Raw genomic sequence first — 19,757 nt, 5'->3', positions numbered from 1 at the left:
ATTTTTATTTATAAAACTTTAGGATTAGCATTTATTATTATTTCTTCTATTTTTCCAGAAGCTAATTTAATAACTTTATTACATAACTCAGCAACTGTTGGATCGTGAGAAACCATTACAATTGTGGTTCCATAAGTTTTATTGATATATTGTAATATTTTTAAAACTGCTTTTGATGTTTTTTCATCTAAAGCGCCTGTAGGTTCATCAGCAAAAATAATTTCTGCATTTTTTGATAATGCTCTTAATATAGAAATTCTTTGTTGTTGCCCTCCAGACATTTGGGATGGATATTTATATTTAATGTCTTCTATTTCAAATTCTTTAAAAAGATTATTAATATTTAAAACTTTCTTTTTATCTTTTTGTAAATAGGCTCCTGTTTCAACATTATCATAACCATTTAAATTTTGCAGTAAATTATAACTTTGAAAAATAAAACTAACATTTTCTCTTCTGAATTTTGTTAATTTTGAATCATTGTAATATGTCAAATTATTATTTGCAACAATAACTTCACCTTCTGATGCTCTATCTAAACCAGAAATAATGTTTAATAATGTAGATTTTCCTGAACCTGATTTTCCAAATAAAACCGCAAAATCTCCTTTTTCTATTTTTAAAGTAACACCTTTTAAAACAGAAGTTATTATCGAACCAGAAAGATAAGATTTTTTAACATCAAAAATTTCAATGATATTATTTTCTGTATTTTGTGTAATCATATCTTTGTGTTTTTTCTTTGGTTTATTATTTGCTTTTTTTATTTTTTTTATTTCTTTTTTAGTAAGTAAAACTACATTTTCTTCTTTTATTTTACCTTTGTGTTCTTTATTATTTTGCTTTTCTGTCATTATTTTCCTTTCAATAAATAAATAGCTTTAATTTTATTTAAATTAATTCAAGCAATAAGAGATGTAAGTCCATAAACAAAGAATAAAATTACTATTGCAGTTAAAGCATGTCATCATTTTAAAGTAAGTATTAGAGCAATAGAACTAGATGAAATTAAGAATGCATTAAATAAAGCAATAAATCCAATAACCAGTGGAATAGCAATAATTGTAGCAACAATTATTAAAGGTAAATAAATTCCAAAAAATAGTTTTATTTTTTCTTTGTTATTGTATCCTAAGATCGAGAATATAGCAATGTTCTTTTCATTTTCAGTGATTATGATATTTGAAATCATAATTAGAATAACAACAGAAACTAAAAAGAAAATAATAACTATAGATAGCGTTAATTGAGAAACTGTGTTAGCAATATTATTAACAAAACCTATTTGAATATCTTTAGCATCTACATTTGTAGAAAGTGAATTATAAACATTTTTAGAATATAAGTCAATAAAATTATTTACACCTTGTTTAATTAAGGTTGTGTTTTCACTCTTGAATTTGTCACTTGTAATATTCTTATAGCTTAAATCGATGTTTTCAACATCAGTAATTGTCCTTTCTTTAAATGCTAATAATTTTTTAATTAATTCATCGCTATAACCATTATTTTTTAATACACCAGGTTGATCATTGCTACTTGAATATATTTGTGCAAAGGCAGTTTCATATTGTTCTTTTGTCTCAATATTAATTAGATCTCCACCAAACCAATATCCAGAATTTGCATATAAACCAACAGAACCAATAGTTTGCTCTGGAGTAACATCGTTAGATAAAATACCATTGAATCCATCTTGATCTAGTTCACTTAATCCAGTTAAATGATTTGCTATTTTTCTTGTTGTAACTAACTCACTATTAATGAAAGTATTTATAATACCAACTATTTTAAATTTATATTTTCTAAAGGAATTTCCTTCTAAAATTCTTATATATCTATCAATAGGATTTTTAACTTCTAATTCAATTGTATCACCGAGTTTTAAGTTGTTTTTATTTAAAAATACATAATTAACAGAAATAGGATAAACATCATTAATTACCTGTGTTTTTTCCATTAATTCGATTAAATTAACACCTTTTTCATCTTGGATTGATACATATTTAGAATTGTTATTATAACCATAAATTTTTAAACTGTTTTCTTCATTATAAGAAGTATTAATATATGTGTATTTTTCGTTTGTTTGATTGTTAAATAAAATACCGTTAAACGCTATATAAAAATCATTAGAAGGAATTTTTTTATAAGCATCTACTAAGAATTTTCTATATAAATCTCTATGTTGAGAAGTAGTTATTGCTTCTCTATCATATTCTTGAGTTTGAACATTTCATACCATATATCAGAATTTACCACCAGTTGAAACATTTTCATTTTCAATGTATTTAAAATAGTTTTGTGGGTTTGCTTCTGTTCCTACAAATTCAAAGTTGTATTTTTTGCCTGTGATATCAACTTTTTCTACAAAATGAATATCTTGAGTTTTTTCTATTTCTGAAATTGCCATTTTAGAAATTTCTAAAGTTCTTGATCTTTGACTATCAGGCATTGAATTTAAAACTATATCTCAAGGTGAGATGGATAATGATGATTCTACTTGTAATTGAAGTGACGCTCTTGTTAAAATATGGGGATCATTTTCTTTTGGATTACCATTTTTGTCTGAATCACCATTTACAAGAGCTCTACCTGGTTTGAAGTAATTATTTGCTTCAACATTAGATTCAGAAGCAACCCCTAAAGGAACATATAAAAGATTTTCTAATTGATTTTTATCAAAAGTTTGATATTGTCCAGCTTCGATAGTAGGTGTTTCTAAATCTAACTTATACTTATAATTTCTCTTTTGGTATGTTTTATTTACAGTCTCATTAAATACTCCGTTTGAAGAAATTGAGAAAATGGAAATAAAGGCTGTTAAGGTTGTTGAAATCATTAATGAAATTAATTTTCAAAAACTATTTACAGATAATGAAGCAACAAATTTAGTTTTTACATTAGCAAATCTAAATATTTTTAGAAATACCATAGCAAATTTTGAAACATTAATTTCAACTATACCAGACATTAAATCAATTGGTTTTTTTCTTAAAATTCATAAAGCAGATAATATAACTAAAGCTGAAAGTAAGAAAAATGGAAGAATAATAGTTAAAACAAAAGGAATTCATTCAAATGATATACTCTGCGTTGGTAAAGTTCAATAAGATGAAAAGGCGTTTTTTAACACTTGTTGTAACGATAACCCAACTATATATCCAACAGTTCCACCTATAAATGTTGTAATGAAAGGGAAAGAAATAAATGAGAAAGCTATCATTCAAGAGTTATAACCTTGTGCTCTTAAAATCCCTAGTACCTTATTTCTTGTAGAAATATATCTTTTTGTAATAAATACGGTAGAAATAATTATTAATATAGACATTAACGCAACCATATAAAAGTTAGCATTTGATATAAGTTGAATCAATGAAAAAGCTGTTGAAATTCTTAAACTTCTTTCTGGATTAATAATATCTAATTCATCTTTAGAAAAGACTTTTTTAGTTACTATATTTCCAAAATTAGTAGCTATTTCTCTATTTGTTTTTTCATTAAATTCTTGAACATTTGTTCCTGGTTTTGTTTTAACAAGTAAATAATCTTTTAAAGCACTACCTCTAAAGGATTCACGAGCTCTATCAAAACCTCATTTATTAACATAAACAAGTGCTTGATTTTTAATATTAACTTGTAAATTTTCTTCATTTATTACAGGGAATAAATAATCGATAGTTTGCTCATCACCTACTATTAAAAATTTAGAACCACTTATATTTATTATGTATTTTTCATCTAAACTATTTATTAGTTTTTCTAACTCTATATAACTAGAAGGTAATTTTTCTTTATATATTTCTTTATTGTTTTCATTTAAAAAACTAGAATTTACTTTTGCAACCAAGGAACGAACATCTTTAAATACTAAAAATTTATTTTCTTCTCTTATTATTGTAGAAGCATTAATTAAATCTAAAAAGATTTTATTAATGTTAATATCAAATAAAATGGTGTCTTGATTGTCAATTGAAAATACTTTTTTATTTAAGTAATCTACATAGGAAAGATCTAATGATAAACCTTTAACACTATGATTTTCTAAATGATATTCAAAAAGAGAATCGCTATATAAATTATAAAATCTTCCTTTTATTATATCTCTATAATTATAAGGATTTTCATTAATAATTTTTGAAAAATCAGTTACTCTATTATTTAAAACAAAGGTTAAATTAGAGTTATTTTCTGCATTATCTGTTCCTGCTGGATTCGAGGTAAATCAAGCTGCTACTATTGGGAAAATAACACTAGAATATGTTGATGATACAGTGTCTGATAAACCTAAAGAAGTAAAAACAGCAGATTGAGTTGCAAAATTCTTTCTTAAATTATTTAAAATTTCTCTATTTAAGTCACCTTTAGAAGCAAAATCGTTTAATAAATCAAATGATTTTTGTAAATTAACAAAGTAATTTGTAGCGTCTTTATGATATCTCTCATTTGTTGCAATTTGTGCTAAATTAGAAACTAAAGAAACTTTATTTAAAATAAGTCAATCAGCTAAATCTAAACCTGTAATAGCATTTTTCTTTTTATAAATTTCAGAATCAAATAATTTATTTATTTTATTTTTTCATTCATTAGCATCAGCAGTATTTGGTATGTTTTTAAATAAAGTATCTGCAGAATCAAAAGGTTGTGCTATACCACGTCCTATTGGTTGAATGTCTAGTCCTTTAGAGAAAAATGATCTATTTTCAAAGTTTTTCTTAGAATCATACAATTGTGTTTCCATTAATTCTTTGTATAAATAAGAATTTTGATTTTGTGCTTCTCTAAAAAAGAAATTGAAAACTTCTTTTAATTCCGTTGAACTCAATTGACTATTTTCAGAAACAAATTTAATTCAAAAATCATAAAAAATCAAACTATTTACAGAACTAGAATATTCAGAAGAATAAACAACATTACTTACAATTTCTCTAGCTTTTGGTTTTGCTGTATTAAAGGCTCTGTTACCTTGTGTGTTCTCAATAAAAATCTCATATAAATTATCTGCTAAAGTAGAACTAGTATTTGTATTTTTTATAACAAATGAATTATTTGCTTTAGTGAACTTATTAAAAATAAAAAGTTTTAATGTTTCTTTGAAAATAGAGTTTCTTTGACTTATTTCATCAACATCTTTAATGATATCTTTTCCAAAAAATAAATATCTTTTTATAAAGGAAATTTCCGTATTATCAAATTCTTTATCGATTAAAATTTTATTATCAACTTTATCAGAAAGTTTAATTAATTCTTCAAATTTAGCATATGATAATAACTCTAAATTTTGTAAATCGAACAAGTCAAGTTTTTCAGCATCTTTATCTGGTACTGAATAAGTTATACCTAATGCACCTTCTTTTTTGGTTTTACCAGATAAATTTAATATTTCTTCTATTGCTCTAAAAAGAGTATGGGTAGTTGCAGAATCTTTAAAAAATGTTGAAATAAATGCAGTTATTAAATTAGATGTTTTAAGAGTTTTAGCAACAAATAAAACTTTTTGCGGATCTTTTGATTCATTTACAAATTTATAATCTTCAAAATAAGTGTTTTCTAAAGAATTTTCTACTATATTTAAAAGTCTATCTTTATCTAAAATAGAAATTATTTTAGTTAAACCTGAATTTATGTTTTTAAAATTTTCAGAAGAATTATTTTTATCTTTATTTATGTTAATTTTGTCAAAAATATTAACTAAAGAAGTGGTGATTTTTTCTTTTAAAACACTTTCTTTATAAGAATTAATAAGTTTATTGAATAAAATTCCTTTATATTTTTGCTCTGATTTATTATAAGCGGTAGAAAGTAAAGAATCAAAATTAATATTTTTAACTAATATAGTTGCACCTTTTTTAAATACATCAAAATCAATGGATTTAACTAATGGAATAACTAAATCTGAAACACTAAAATAATAATAAGCATGAGTGGAATCGTTTCTCTCTTGTTTATTTCATTTGTTTTCGTATCAATTGTGAATATCAGTTAAAAAAGATTTAAAATCAATTGATAAAATTATTGTTTTTAAACCATCAATAAATTCAATTGGATTATTTATTATAGTTTTTAACTCTTCTTTTGTATTATCTTTTAAAAGATCACTTCAAACATTAATTCCTAAATTAGAAAGAATTTGCCCTATTTTATCTATATTATCAATAAGATAGGTTTTTTGTTCATCTAAAGTGGTTCCATTTGCTCTAATTTTGTTTTGAATGTTTTCAAGAAAATTGTTAAATATTTTATTTAAAAATTGATCATCATTTTGAATAGTTGCTAAATAAAGTGACTCAAAAATCATTCTTTGCATTAAAGATTGATTATTTTTACCTTTTGTAAAAATATCATAATATTCAGTAACGAAAAAAGCATCTTGAGTTGCAGTTAATAGTTTATCTAATTCATCTACTTTTATAAAGTTTTCTCTAACTAATTCACTATTAACTATTGTTTTTTTAAGACTATCAAAAAGTGTTTTTACTGTTTTTGATGTTTCTATTTCTTTTAGTAAGGCGCTGGAAGGTGCTCTATATATGAAAGGAACATTATAAGTATTTGAAAAGTTTTCATCTGTTTTGTATCAACCATTTTCCCCTACAGAAACTTTTAGACCTAAATGTTTAGATTCCATAAAATTATTTAATTCTGTTAAAGTTAAAAACTCTTTATTATCAACTAAAACTTTAATTCAAGAATCTTGTTTTTTTTCATAAAGGGTATAACCATTTTTTGAATTTCCTACAGCAAAATTCACTGTTTTTTCTTTATTTTCTAAAATTACTACTTTTTCTTTTGAAAAATTTGCAGGAAATAAAGTTAACTTTTGACTAGAAGGAATATCAATAAATTCAATGGTTGGATTTAAGTATTTAGAATCAGGAACAAAACCTTGAAAAATGGCATTTATAATTTCTGCACTATATACAGGATTGAACTCATTTTTATTAAAATTAGGATCAGCATCAATGAATAAGTTACTTTTATGAAAATGTTCGTTAAAAAGTTTTCCAACTTCTTGCTTGTGATTTGGATCAAAATATTCTTCATTTATTCCTGCATCAATAAATTGAAAAATTTTGTTTTCTCCTTTTTTTTCATCTATCGCTGTTGTAGTAATAAATCTTCTTCTACCAACTGAATCAACTTCTTTTTCGTTTTTTACATAATCAAAGATTTTATTTTTTATTGTTGTAGAAACTGCATTTCTAAGTTTTAAATAAGTTAAATCTACTATTTCTTCATTGGATAAAGATGCTAATTGCTGTGAAGTTAAATTTTGAATATTATAATTGTTTCCTAAATTTTCAATATCCTTAATTGATGTGGTTTTACCATCTGGTCCTTTTATTAATAAAGTTAAATCATCTTTTAAAAGATTTTGACTAATAACAATAGGTTCTTTATTTGAGATAGTTTTTACTATTTGCTTTTCTCAATAATGTAGCTTTTCAATTTTTTTAAATTCTTCAGGATCATTGTCTTTTAAATTTGCTAAATAATTAGAAAAATTTTTAGAAAAATTTCCTTTTTCTGGTTCAATATCTAACAAAGTAAAATTATGTAAAATAAATTTGGTTTGATAACTAACTCTTGAAACTCATTCATCTTTAAGTTTATAAACATTAGATTTAGAAAATTGGAAAAAATCTGGCAGTGATTTATGAATGTCGTTTTTTAAAAATAACTTTTTAATTACAGGAGCTGTATTTTCACTACCATTCATTAAACCATCAGGTTTTAAAACAATATTATAGTTTCAAACTTGTTGAGGAGCCGATCATTTTGCTATGTTATCTCAACTAAATAATTCACTTGTATAATCTTTTTTATAAAATAACTTTCAATTATTGTTATTATCTTTATGAACTCCGATTAATTTTGCTGTTTCATCTTCTGTTAATAAATATAAAATACCATTTCTTTCTCATGAGTTGATTTTAGAAACATCAAAAGTTGCTTCTTTGGTATTTAAATTAATTCCCATTCTATTTATGGAAGATATTATATGATCTTCACCTTGATTATGTAATAAGTAGCCTTCTGAACCGTTACTTGAAATGTTTATAACTTCAGAAATTTTGTATCTTTTGTCTAAAAAAACTGCAGTATTATCCTTGTTTAAGTAATAGGAAATTTCTTTTTCTTTAAATGTTCCATCAGCATTTTTGAAATAAGTTTTAAAAAATTTGCTATCGGTTTTTAAAACTTGAAATTGTTTATTTTTTAAATCAAAATTAAAATCTTTATTATCAATATTATTTATATTTTTATTAACTTCATACTGAAATAAAAAGTCTTGAGCACTTATATAATAATTTGCTTTTTCGCCCTTAACTCCTAAATCAGAAAGCAAAATAAATTGTGATTTTATTTGAAAATCTAAAATTTCTGTTATAGCTTTTTGATCCAAAGTGTATTCAATTGGTGTTTCTTTTTTATATCCGTTATCTTTAGCGTTACCACTAAAGTTAACATCTAAATCTACTGTTGAATCATGTAATTTAGAAACTGCATTATATCTATTTATTTGTCTATTAAAAGATTCTTTTACACTAAAAAGTAAAGTAAAAACTCCTGTAGTTAAAAAAAGTAAAATAGATAAACTTATTGTTGTTATTTTATTTTTAGATAAAGATTTAAAAATTTCTTTTAATAATTTAAACATAGTAAATACCTCATTTTTTAATAAAATATAAAAAATTATACTATTTTTTTGCTAAAAATAAACTTTTTGAAAATTTTACTACTTTTTATAATATAATACCTTAGCAAATTAATTTAATAAAAAAGAAAGAAGGAAAAATGAAAGTTTTAGTTATAAAAGGTTCTATTTTGTCTAGAGAATCTTCAAATTCAAAATTAATGTCAGATAAATTTGTAGAATTTTATAAAGAAAAAAATCCAACACATGAAATTATTGAATTGGATTTAAATAAAGAAAAAGTAGCTTCAATCTCTTTAAATTCAGAAAATATGAAAACTTTTTGACAAGATGTAGAAGCAATGAAATTAGTTGATTTATTAAAAAGTGTGCAAAAAGTTGTTTTTTCAACTTCAATGATTAATTTCAACTATTCAGCAGTTGTCAAAAACTTTATTGATGCTATTTCAATGGCTAATGTAACTTTTAGTTACAAATACAGCAAAAAAGGAGAAGCAAAAGGTCTTTTAGATCATTTAAAAGTTCAAATTTTAACTTCTCAAGGAGCGCCTGCTGATTGATATCCTTTTGGAAATTTTACAGAAAATTTAAAAGGATTCTGACACTTTTTAGGAGCTCAAGTAGTTGAACCAGTTTGATTAACAGGTACAAAAGTTGAACCTTTTGCTTCTTTAAGTAAAGAAGAAAAAGTTAAAAGTATTGAAGATAAAATCAAAAAAGCTGCATTTGAATTTTAATTATTTTTATATAATATATACATATGAATAGAAAAAAAGTTAAAATAATTCAATTACCAAATAATGTTTTAAGAGAAAAATCAATTGATGTTCCTTGACCATTAACAGAAGAAGACAAAATTCTAGCACAACAAATGATTGATCATATTGACTATTCACAAGTTGAAGGTCAAAAAATGTATAGACCAGGTGTAGGTGTTGCTGCTGTTCAATATGGAATCTTAAAAAATATGTTCTATATTAATGTTAATAACGGACCTGATGATATAGTATTTAGAGATATTATTATAAATCCAAAAATACTTGGTTTTTCTGAAGACAAAATTGCTCTTCATCATGGTGAAGGTTGTTTAAGTGTTAATGAAAAATGACCACATCAAGAAGGTTTTGTTAGAAGAAGAAAAAGAATTAAAGTTGAAGGTTATTCATACTTTAGTAAAGAAAAGAAAATATGAACCGTTTCAGGATATGTTGCAATTGTTTTTCAACATGAACTCGATCACTTACAAGGAAAATTGTTTATTGATCATATTGATAAAAAACAACCTTGAAAAAAAGAAAAAGAACTTGAAACATTATAAGAAAGTTAGCATTTATTTGCTGATTTTTTTTGTTTCCCAGTTTAGTTTCAAAATTTCCAAATAATGCTGTTTTACAGTGGTTTTCGGTTTTGAATTTAATTTTTTACTTGCTAATTTTTAATTTAACAAAAATTAAAATTATTTATTTTATTTTTCAGAGCATTTATATTTTACTCAAACTAATTGACAACTAAAAAATAACATATTCTCAAATAAAAATGAAATTGTAATTATCTGATTTTTTCAGTTATCTCATCACAATTTAGCTAATCAGATATTTATCAAAATTAGCACAAAGAAAAGAAGTATAAAAATTAATTTTAGTTTTTTTCTATTTAAAAATTTACAAAGATCACTATGAAATCTTTGATCTTTAATAAAATGATTTTTAATTTTTGGATAAATTTGCTTAATAAAAATTAAAAAAATTATGATGATTACAAAAGGTAAAAAGAGTAAAGCAATGTTAACTATCAATCAAAAGTAGTTAATTAAATTGTTATAAATATAAAAAGCTAATTCAATTAATCCAGCTATAAAAGATATAAAAAATAAGATTAACACTATTATATTAATCTTTTTTTTCATTGTTTTTTTCTTCTTCTAATAATCTTTGTTGACTTTCCAAAATAGCTGCATTTTCTTCTATGATAATTCTTTTCAATTCTTCATCATCCATATCTTTAGGAACAGAAAGGATTTTTCCATCAATAAGTGTTACTTGTTTCATTTGTTGTTGGTATTCATTTACTATTCTGATTTTTTCTTCTTCCATATCTATGATTGCTTGAATTTCTTCTGGAGATTTCCCTACTTCAATTGTTAAAATTTGTCCGTTAGATAGTTCTATATTCATATACTCTATTTTTCTAGCATATGAATTATTAAATAAATTTAATATTGCTTGATCTGAACTTTCATCAATAAATACTTCAAATTTTTTAGTTGCTTCTTCAGTAAAAATTTGGAATGGATTTTTTTGTGAATATTGAACAAGATTTGCAGATGATCTTAACTTATCAATAATATCAATGTGATTTTGTCATTTTTGATCTAGTGCACCTAGTAAAATTTGTCTTTCTAATTTTACATATTCTTCTTTTAAATTTTCGATCAAGTTAATTCTTAACACGTTAAAATAAATGTCTTTCATTTTTTCTTTTAAATATTCAATCAATTCATCGTAATGGTGTTCACTTATTTCTTTATAAGTAAATTCTACTTTAGAAATTCTGGAAAAATTCTCATTTAAAAATTTTGTTAAAATGTCATATTTTACTTCTTTGTTTGTTTTTAAAATGAAATCAAAATTCATAAAATTATCTACTGATCTTTCAATAATTCTAATGATATAATGATCTAATTCTTCACTTTCTAAAATGATATCTCTTTGTGTATAAACTAAGTCTCTTTGTTGTCTAATAACATCATCAAAACTTAAAACATTTTTTCTGTTATCGTAGTTTAAACCTTCAATTTTTTTCTGTGCTCTTTGGAAAAATTTATAAATAGCCTTTCCAGGAATAGGATCATCACTATCACTTCCAAAATTTTCTTTAATTTGATCAAATTGAGAAAATCTTGTCATTAACTGATCTTCAATAGAAAGGAAAAAACGGGAATAACCTATATCTCCTTGTCTTCCTGATCTTCCTTTTAACTGATTATCAATTCTTCTAGATTCTGATTTATCTGTTCCAAGAACATATAAACCACCTTTTTCTAAAGCTTCTGGCGTAGGTTTAATATCAGTTCCACGACCAGCCATATTTGTTGCAATTGTTACTGATCCTACTCGTCCGGCATTAGCAATAATTTCTGCTTCATATTCATTTTGTTTAGCATTTAAAACGGTGTGTGGAATACCTTCTCTAACTAAAAGAGAATGTAAATATTCTGACTCATCAACTTGTGAAGTTCCTACAAGAATAGGTTGTCCCAATTTATATTTTTCTTTTATTTCTGCCACAATTGCTTTATATTTTGCTCTTGCAGAAGGGAAAATTAAATCAATATCATCAAATCTTTTTATCGGTCTATTAGTTTCAATAACATTTACTCTTGTGTTATAAATATCAATAAATTCTTGTTCTTCAGTTTTGGCAGTCCCTGTCATACCACAAAGTTTTTTAAACATCCTGAAAAAATTTTGATAGGTTATGGTTGCTAAAGTTTTAGTTTCTGGTTCTATTTTAATCATTTCTTTAGCTTGAATGGCTTGCTGTAGTCCTTCTGAATAACTTCTCCCTTCCATGATTCTTCCGGTAAATGTATCTACAAGTTCTATTTTTCCATCTCTAACAATATACTCAACGTCTTTTTTCATTATTTTATGTGCTCTTAAGGCATTTTGAATGCTGTGAACTAATTCTGAATGTTGAATATCATAAAGATTTTCAATGTTAAGAAAATGATTTGCTTTATCTATTCCGTTATCATTTAATTTAACCGCTTTACTTTCTCAATCAATATCAAAATCTTCATCTTTAAGAATTCTTACAAATTGATCAGCAATAAAATAATTATTTCCACCACTTTTTTCACCACCAGAAATAATTAAAGGAGTTTTAGCTTCATCGATTAAAATAGAATCCACCTCATCTATTAAAGCATAGTTGAGTCCTCTTTGTACTTTAGATTCTTTTTGTGTAACCATATTATCTCTTAAGTAATCAAAACCTAATTCAGAGTGAATGGAATAAGTAATATCACAAGCATAAGCGGCTTTTTTTGTTAAGGAATCCATTTGTGATTTATTAATTCCAACTGTTAAACCCATTCAATTATGCACTTGACCCATTTCAGTAGCATCACGTTCTGAAAGGTATTCATTAACTGTTGAAACAATTACCCCTTTACCTTCAAGCGCGTTTAAATATACAGGAGCAATAGAAGTAATAGTTTTTCCTTCTCCTGTTTTCATTTCTGCAATTGAACCTTGATCTAGAATCAAACCACCCAAAATTTGTACATCATATGGGAATTTATTTAACACTCTTTTTGTAGCTTCTCTAACAGCTGCAAAAGCTTCAACTCTAATGTCTTCCAGAGTTTCACCATTTTTTAAACGTTCTTTAAATAATTGTGTTTGATTTTGTAAATCTTCATTGCTCATTGAAGAATAAATGGATCTTTTTTCATTTATTTCTTTTAGTAATTTTCTTGCGATTTTCATCTCTGTGGATGTTGAAAAGAATTTTTTAATTTTGTTTAACATATTATTTTAAATTTTACTATTTTTATAAAGAAAAAAAAGAAAAAAAGACCAATAGGTCTTATTTTGAAGAACTTTTTTTAGTTTCTTTTTTAGTTGTTTTAGAAACAGGTTTTTTTACGGATGTTTTAGGTTTAGAAGTTTTTATTTCTTTATTTTCTTCTTTTTTAACTTTAGAAACTATTGTTTTCATTTTTTGTCCAATTTTTCCTGAATTGTATTCAATCAATCTATCAATAACTTTTCTGTTTATGATAGGAATTTGTAATTGGAATTTTGAAACCATTTGTTCAACAGCTTCTGGTGTTGTTTTGTAAAGTTTTGCAAACTTTTCATATTCTTTTTTATAATCTTCTTCTGTTGCTTCTAATTTTTCAATTCTTGAAATTTCAGCAAAAATTAATGATGTTTTTAAGTTGTGAATTGCTTCTTTTTCAAATGTGTCATTTAATGTTTTTGTGTCTAATTTAAGTAAATCTGCATATTCTTTAAGTGAAAAGCCTTGTTCTTTTAATCTTTCTTCTGTTTTTCTTTGAACTGCCATTTTTTCTTTGTTAATTAAAACTGAAGCTAAAGGAATTGTTGTGTTTTCAAAAATTTTGTGAAATACTTTGTGTTGAAAATCAATTTTTGATTTTTCTGTTTTTTCTTCAAGTAAAAGTTTTTTTAGATATTCTCTTAACTGAGCAACTGTATAAACATTTTCAATTTTTAAATCAGAAACAAAAGCATCATCTAATTTTACTTTTTCATATTTTTTAACATCTTTTACATGAATTTTAAATATTGCTGGTTTACCTGCGAAGTTTTTTGCATGATAATCTTTTGGAAAGGTAACTTTAATTTCTTTTTTATCACCTTTTACAAAACCAATCATTGATTCTTCAAATCCTTTAATAAAGTTTCCTGAACCGATTTTTAATTCAAAATCTTCTGTTTCTCCACCTTCAAATGGTTCATCGTCAATGAATCCTTTAAAATCAAATAAAACAACATCTCCATTTTCAATTGCTTTATCAGAACTGATTAAAAGTGAATGAGATTTTATAATTTTATCTACTTCTGAATCAATTTCTTCTTTGGAAACTGTTGGTGCTTCATAAGAAATATCTAATCCCTTATAGTTAGAAATTTTAAATTCTGGATAAACTGGATATTTAAATTCTATTACTAATTCTTCTTTTGAAACTTTAACTGGATTTAAAAGTGCTTCATCCAATACTTTATCACTTTCTATAATTTGTTCTTTTGCTAAAGAAGCTAATTTAGGAGCTATTGAATTTGCTGCTTCTTGAATTACTTGTCCTTCTGAAATTAAACTTTCTGCTTTTGCTAAAGGAACTTTTCCTTTTCTAAAACCAGGAATTTGTACTGATTTTAATAATTTATTTTTTGCTTTTTTTTGTGCATCTAATCATTCTTGTTTATCTGCTTCAACTGTTATTACTAATTCTGCAGTTTCAGCTAGCATTTTTCTTTTTGCCATATAAAAAACTCCTCTGTTTTTATTAATAATATATTTAATTATAAAGTATTTTTTTGTATTTTATAATTTTTTATTCTTCTTTTCAAATTTCTATTTTAGGTTCTTCTTTTCTTTTGTTTTCAACAACTTTAAAATATAAGTTATTAATATTAAATTTGAATTTTAAAGTTAATTTTTTGTTTGTTATTTTCTCTAAAAAAGAACCAATATTTTCGTTTTCATTTTCGTCTAAATTTATAGAGAAAAAATCATTAATTTTAGAAATAGCAGTGGAATATTTAACCATAATTTTTGAACTTTCTTCCAACTCGTAAAAATCTAATTCATCTCTATAATCATGTTCATCATATATTTCACCAACAAGTTCTTCTAAAATATCTTCTAAGGTTATTAAACCAATGACTTTTTTATTATCATTACTCTTGGTGATAAATCCTAATTGACTTTTATTTTCTTTCATTTTTTTTCAAGCAACTTTTAATAAAGAGTTTGAAGAAATATAAGGAACTTCCACAATATAATCATCTATGTTAAAAATTTGTTCATCGGATAAACCGAAAATGTCTTTTAAGAGGATTATACCTACAAATTTTTTATTTTTTTGAACAGGAATACGGGAAAATCCTGTATTTTGGAATATTTCTTTAATTTTTGCTAAATTACTTTCATAAGAAACATAGGTTATTTTTTTCAATCTAACATAGTGTTTAGTTACTTTGATGGAGTCAAAATCTAGTGCATTTCTTGCAAGAATAGATTCTTCTTTTTCTAAAACACCTTCTTTATAACCTAAATCTAAAATGTGTTTAAGTTCATTTTCTGTATTAGTAATTTGATCTGATTTAACAAATTTTGAGATTAAGAAAGTTAATGGTCAAAATAAGTAATGGAAAAATAAAATTAATAAATATGTATATTGTAAAAATTTTATGGGATATTTTCTTGCTAAAATTTTTGGCATCATTTCACCAAAAATAACAATAATAGGAGTCATAACTAAAGTAGAAACGATAATTTCGAAAGTTTCATCTGTTATTCAACTAGAAAACAATGAAGATAAAATTACAGAAGAACCAATATTTACTATGTTATTCCCTATTAAAATTGTGGATAATGTAGATGGGAACATCTCATATCTTTTAATTATTATTTTTTTTTGAAAGTGTTTTTTACTATTTAAATTTTCTTCTAATTTTGCCCTAGAAACAGTTGAATAAGCTGTTTCAGAAGCTGAAAAAAATGCTGAAAGAACTAATAAGAAAATTAAAATTATTATAAATATAATTTTCGACCAACTCATTCTAGTTTGTTTCTCCTTCTTCGAAAAAAAGACCTATTTTTGGATTAAATTGTAATGATAAATCACCAATAGCTCCATTTCTATGCTTTGCAATAATTAATTTTGTCTCTTGAATGTCATAAGGGGAAATTTCCTTTTTATAGTAATTTTCCCTGTATAAAAACGCAACTATATCAGCATCTTGTTCAATTGCTCCAGATTCTCTTAAATCAGAAATTATAGGTCTTTTGTCCTCTCTTTTTTCTACGTCCCTGGATAATTGAGATAAAGCAATAACGGGGCAATTAATTTCTCTTGCTAGTTGTTTTAAACTTCTAGAAATTTTAGAAACTTCTAATTGTCTATTGTTAGAACCACCAAGATCTATTAACTGTAAATAATCCACCACTATTAAGTCGATTTTTTTCATTTTATTTAATAATTTTTTTGTTTTTCAAATCATTTCATGAAGCTTAACACCTGCTGAATCATCAATAAATAAGTTATAATGACTGATTTTTTCATTCAAAGTTGTGGAAATTTTAATTCAATCTACATTAGTTAAAAATTGTGGATTTTTTAAATAATCTCCTGGAACACCCGACTCAGATGCTAATATCCTTGTTACTAATTGAGTACTTGGCATTTCTAAAGAAAAGAAAACAACAACATTATTGTTTTGCTCAACAATGTTTTTTGTTAAATTTAAGGCAAATGCAGTTTTTCCCATCGCTGGTCTTGCTGCTAAAATAATTAAATCTCCTTTTTGAAAACCTGAAGTAATTTTATCTAAATTACTAAATCCCGTACTAATTCCTTTTAAACTAGTACTATCTTTTCTGGAAAGTAAGTCTTTTAAGATGTTTGCAGCAACATCTCTCATATTTTGAAAATCGCTATTTTGGACATTTCTAGTGATTTGAACCATCTTGGATTCAAATTCATTTAAAATATCATCTGCAGTTTTGTTTGCTTCTGATAACTGTTGAAAACTTTGTTTTAAAACAATTGATGCTTGTCTTAAAGTGGCTTTTTCAACAAGATCATTCATTACTTCTTTAACTGTAGAAAAAACTGGAATTTCGCTTGTATATTCTGCTATTTCAGCTGCTCCACCAAATTCTTCCAGTTTTTTCATTTCATCCAGTTCTTTAATAACTGAAACATAATTTATTTTTTTAGAAGCAAAATATAAATTATTTAATGCTTCAAAAAGAATTTGATTTTTAAAATCATAAAAATCTTCCTTTTGCAAAAAAGGAATAATTTTTGCTTGATCTTCTTCTGATGATAATGCATAAGAGAGAATCGACTTCTCTACTTCCTTAGGTAAAAATAAACTTTTACTCATCTTTTTCAACCTTAACTCTTAAATGAGCTATTACTTTTTTATGTAGTTTAACATTCAATACAGTTAATCCCATACTTACAATATGGACATGTTCTTCTAAAGAGTGTTTAGGTAATTTAATATCCATATCTTCAAGGGCTTTAATAATTTTTTTAGCTGTTATTGAACCATGAACTACATTATTTGTTTCTTTTAATTTGAAGGTTAAAATTATAGCTTGAATTTGATCTCTTAATAATTCGGCTTCTTTAATTTTTTTCTCTTCTTCTTGTTCTAAAATTTCTATTTTTTTATTTAAATATAAAGATGTTTTTTTGTTTACTGGAATAGCTAAACCATTTTTAATTAAAAAGTTTTTTGCATATCCATCAGATACATCTATTACTTCATTAACTTTTCCATCTTTACACTCTTTAATTATTATTACTTTCATTTTTCACACTCACTATCGCTTGTCTTATATTGTCTACAAATTCTTCTAATGTTTCTGTTGTGCTTTCTGCAGCAGCAGCAGAGAAGTGACCACCTCCACCAACTGTTTCTGCAATAATTTGCACATTGGTATTATTTATACCTCTTGCAGACATTTTAAATCTATCTTTTCCTACTACTTTAGCAACAACAAAAGTTGCTTTTCTTCCTTGAATATTTAACATAAAATCAGCCGCCATAGATACAACATCTAAATCAATTTCTTCTGCTGTATAAGCAAGTAAGAATCCTGGCTTAACTTCTTCTACATTTCTAGTTATCTTATTAATTATATTAAAAATTTCTTCACTTATCTTTAAAGTTTCTATAGATTTAGCACCTTGAGCTCCTCATCTAGTTAAAATTGAAGCTGCATTAAATGTTTTCATAGTTGTTGATTTTTTAAATTGATTAGTATCCATATAAATACCATTTAAAAGCATTTGGGCACTAAAAGGTGAAATTATTCTATTTTCACCATCTGAATTAAGTGCTATAACTTCTGTTACTATTTCAGATGAAGAAGAAGCAGTAGTTTCAATATAATCATTTCCTTTAGAAAGAAATTCAGGTTTTCCTGAAACCACTCTATGATGATCAAAAATAAATATTTTTTTAGGATCAGCAGTATTAAAAGCATTTGGATTTTCAATTCTCGTTGCTTCCGCTGTATCTACAATTATTATCATTGTATTTTTGTTTGTATATTTAGATGCTGTTGAAGGTTTTATGAATATTTTTTTATCTATATATTGAGAATTTGTTTCTAAAAAATGTGTTGTTGTAGAATCAAAAGTTACATTTTGAATATACATTTTTTTTTCTAAATTAAACTTTGTTTTAGCATAAGTAATTAAAAATTGACCAAGTCCAAACGCAGAACCCACAGCATCTAAATCTGCATATTTATGCCCGTATAAAATGATATTTTCTACTTCTGGATTTTCTAAAACTGCAAGCATTTTTTTAGATACAAAGTTTAGTTCACTTCTACTTGAATTGGAACTTATTTCACTATTAGAACCATAAACAACAGGTCTAGAACCATATTTAATAGTTGTAATTTGATTTCCACCTCTAGTTTTTGAATAAATTATTGCATCTTTTGCAATTTGATTCAATTTAGAAATTTCATTGGTTCCATAAACAAAACCGACTGATAAAGTTACTTCTTGTTTTGCTTCATAACTAGAATTATTTAAATTAACAACCATTTCATTAAACATAGAAAAGTTTTTCGCTTTTAATTTTGAAAATGTTTCATAACTAGTTACAACTCAAAATTTTCCTTCAATATATTGTCTATAAGAGAAATTATAATTTTTAGATAACTCATCAAGTAGATTAATAACAGATGTTTTTACCTTGAAAAAATCTTCTTCTCCTAATGTAGAAAGTAATAATTGAAAATTATCTATTTCAATTTCTCCAATTACGACTTTATCTTTCTCGTAACTTTTTAAAAGGTTATCATATAAAGTTATATCTCTAATAGAAATAGCGTTTTTATCTCTATATTTCTTAATTGCATATGTATAACCATCTTCAGAGAAAGTAGAACCATCTCCCACTAAATTTTCTTCATTTGCTTTAACTTTATTTTTCAGAACATCATCAATATTTTTTCCAATTAATTTTTTAGAAAATCTTTTTTCTATAAATGAAGAAACTCAAATAATTTTTCCATTTGTTGTGTGTAAAACTAAACCTAAATTATTTTCTTCAACGACATCATTAATATATTCATATAAAGAAGATTGAATTTTGGAACTTTTATGCAGAAATACTCATAAAAGTCAACATAAACTTATAGTTGCAACAATTAATCAAAATACAAAAAAACCAAATAAAAGAAATTTGGAAATTAAATCTATTTGATATAAAACAATAAAAATAACTGCAAATAATATCAAATAAAAAACGTTGATTGAAAAGTATATTAAAATCTTTGCTTTTTTACTCATATTATTAAATTATAA

The 19,757-nt window shown here is 24.7% G+C and carries 10 protein-coding genes; 2 read left to right on the top strand and 8 right to left on the bottom strand.

Translation table 4 applies throughout. From position 1 onward, the window contains the following. Positions 1-8: 8 nt before the first annotated feature. A complete protein-coding gene (locus tag ACXX89_RS01445; RefSeq protein WP_458557399.1) occupies positions 9-854 on the bottom strand; it encodes an ABC transporter ATP-binding protein in 846 nt (281 codons plus the stop codon). Next, complete coding sequence (locus ACXX89_RS01440) at positions 854-8,662, bottom strand: ABC transporter permease (protein ID WP_458557398.1); 7,809 nt, start codon at positions 8,660-8,662, stop codon at positions 854-856. The genes ACXX89_RS01445 and ACXX89_RS01440 overlap by 1 nt, the downstream gene beginning before the upstream one ends. A 137-nt stretch (positions 8,663-8,799) precedes the next feature. Between ACXX89_RS01440 and ACXX89_RS01435 the strand changes: the two genes are divergently transcribed. Both ACXX89_RS01435 and def read left to right on the top strand, forming a co-directional pair. Continuing rightward, positions 8,800-9,396, top strand: a complete 597-nt coding sequence (locus tag ACXX89_RS01435) for an FMN-dependent NADH-azoreductase (protein WP_458557397.1) — start codon at positions 8,800-8,802, stop codon at positions 9,394-9,396. A 23-nt stretch (positions 9,397-9,419) separates the two neighbouring features. Further along, positions 9,420-9,977 (top strand): peptide deformylase, encoded by a 558-nt coding sequence (def, locus tag ACXX89_RS01430; protein WP_458557396.1) that lies wholly within the window; start codon positions 9,420-9,422, stop codon positions 9,975-9,977. Between the two features lie 571 nt (positions 9,978-10,548). On the opposite strand, the gene secA is transcribed toward def, so the two are convergent. From secA to ACXX89_RS01400, 6 genes are all read right to left on the bottom strand, one after another. Further along, the gene (gene secA, locus ACXX89_RS01425; protein WP_458557395.1) at positions 10,549-13,194 is read right to left on the bottom strand and encodes a preprotein translocase subunit SecA; all 2,646 of its coding nucleotides are present in this window, start codon (positions 13,192-13,194) and stop codon (positions 10,549-10,551) included. Positions 13,195-13,252: 58 nt separating this feature from the next. After that, a complete protein-coding gene (tig, locus tag ACXX89_RS01420; RefSeq protein ID WP_458557394.1) occupies positions 13,253-14,677 on the bottom strand; it encodes a trigger factor in 1,425 nt (474 codons plus the stop codon). A gap of 70 nt (positions 14,678-14,747) precedes the next feature. Continuing rightward, positions 14,748-15,977: a CNNM domain-containing protein gene (locus ACXX89_RS01415; RefSeq protein WP_458557393.1), complete on the bottom strand. Its 1,230-nt coding sequence runs from the start codon at positions 15,975-15,977 to the stop codon at positions 14,748-14,750. 1 nt (position 15,978) lies between these two features. Further along, the gene (gene dnaB, locus ACXX89_RS01410) at positions 15,979-17,307 is read right to left on the bottom strand and encodes a replicative DNA helicase (RefSeq protein WP_436358864.1); all 1,329 of its coding nucleotides are present in this window, start codon (positions 17,305-17,307) and stop codon (positions 15,979-15,981) included. Next, positions 17,300-17,740, bottom strand: coding sequence for a 50S ribosomal protein L9 (rplI, locus tag ACXX89_RS01405; protein WP_458557392.1), 441 nt, complete (start codon positions 17,738-17,740; stop codon positions 17,300-17,302). Before rplI ends, dnaB begins: the two co-directional genes overlap by 8 nt. Next, positions 17,721-19,742, bottom strand: a complete 2,022-nt coding sequence (locus ACXX89_RS01400; RefSeq protein ID WP_458557391.1) for a GGDEF domain-containing protein — start codon at positions 19,740-19,742, stop codon at positions 17,721-17,723. Before ACXX89_RS01400 ends, rplI begins: the two co-directional genes overlap by 20 nt. Positions 19,743-19,757 lie beyond the last annotated feature (15 nt).

Source organism: Mycoplasma sp. 1012 (assembly GCF_054343455.1).
Note: the sequence above shows the minus strand (reverse complement) of the source record. Positions and strands in the feature narration are given on the sequence as shown.